The sequence below is a fragment of the Streptodolium elevatio genome (assembly GCF_053592165.1).
This window is the reverse complement of the sequence record NZ_JBSFVE010000081.1, coordinates 1-1,322: the sequence shown is the minus strand read 5'-3', so window position 1 is coordinate 1,322 and position 1,322 is coordinate 1. Positions and strand designations below refer to the sequence as shown.

Annotated in this window: 2 protein-coding genes; one reads left to right on the top strand and one right to left on the bottom strand. The window is 62.8% G+C overall.

Annotated elements, in window-relative coordinates:
- A partial coding sequence (locus tag ACWD12_RS41050; RefSeq protein WP_450103959.1) for a hypothetical protein occupies window positions 1-256 on the top strand: 256 nt, incomplete at its 5' end.
- A 626-nt stretch (window positions 257-882) separates the two neighbouring features.
- On the opposite strand, the gene ACWD12_RS41045 is transcribed toward ACWD12_RS41050, so the two are convergent.
- The gene (locus tag ACWD12_RS41045) at window positions 883-1,185 is read right to left on the bottom strand and encodes a hypothetical protein (RefSeq protein ID WP_450103958.1); all 303 of its coding nucleotides are present in this window, start codon (window positions 1,183-1,185) and stop codon (window positions 883-885) included.
- Window positions 1,186-1,322: the final 137 nt, after the last annotated feature.

Here is a 1,322-nt window from a genome sequence, read left to right as displayed (position 1 = left end):
TGAACGGGGCTATCCAGGACGGCTCCGACGCCGTGATCACACCAGCCACACCAAGATCATCTCACCCGCGACCAGCACTTACGGGACAACCCTTAATTTCCGATTCTTGCATCAGAGGGAAATTAATGGACTGGATTTCCTCAAACTGCGCCCTCTGTTTCCAATGGTCATCGAGGGTTGGGAAATACGTCGGATCCGTGTTGTGCAGGGCTACGAACGTTCCATCTTTGAAGATTTCGTAAATCATGACGGATGATTCATACATCGATGACACGAGAACGCCGCAGGCGAACTTCTCACTGAGCTCCTTCGCGAGATCCGAGAAGTCCACTGATCTGTGCGGCAGAAAGACACCGCACCACCCATCCCCTACGGGTGCAATGTACGCGGGGAGGGATCGGTGATTGAGGTATTGCTGCACGCTCACGCTGGGCGCCTGGACCGCAATGCTTGAAAATGATTGGCTCATGAACTCTCCCACAACAGCTCGGCCGCCAGGTCTGCGCATTAAGAAATAACGCCACCATGCCGACCACCGAAGCCTAAAGCCGGCAACTCTAGTTGCGTGGCGAAGGCACACGCCTTCGCCACGCAACCTGAGTGGTCCGCGCGCTGCCACGGCCCTAGCGGCTTGCAGCGGCCGGGTTGTTCCTGGCGAGCCGTGTGCAGGTGACCGTCGTCGCCGAGTACGGCGACAACCAGGCGCCCGTCGGCATCGGCGGCGACCGCTGGGGAGTGCACCAGGGTGGGCCCGCACTCGGTCCACTCCAGCGGCTCGTTTGCGTCCGCGTCGAACCAACGCAGGCTCGTCGTCCCCAGGTCGTTGCGGGTCGCCAGCGCGAGCGCTGAGAGGGCAGTCAGGCGGCAGGAAGGCACGAATGCCTAGGTTGCCCCGTCGGTCTGCCAGGTCTCACGGTCGGGGTGCCATGTGCCGGTGAACGCAGGCCCGAGCAGCGAAGTGAGGAATGCGTCGGCGTGCGGGAAGGCTTCGTCCCAAGTCCCGCATCCACGGAGCCCGGCCACATTCGCGGCCTCCGCGGCGTACCCGGCAGGCCAACTCTCGTGCGGCATCTCGAACTTCTCCGGCAGCCGCAGTTCCGGACCGGCCGAGCCTTGCCGGAACGCGGCTTCGGAGTGCAGCGCGTGGTGCGCGGCGACCGCGTCGATCGTCTCGTGCTGCGTCATCAGGAGGATGTCGGCAAGGTTTGCAGCGTTTGTTTCATCTTGAGTGAGGCCTTTTCAGGTGGTCCCCTGACGGGTGAACCTGGCTGGTGGCGGGCCGCGGGTCCGTAACGGACGAGGCTCCTCGGGTGTTGCGGCTG

What these genes read in the sequence shown, in the direction of transcription:
- ACWD12_RS41045 (WP_450103958.1), bottom strand. Translation starts at nt 1,185, where the DNA reads ATGACGCAGCACGAGACGATCGACGCGGTCGCCGCGCACCACGCGCTG.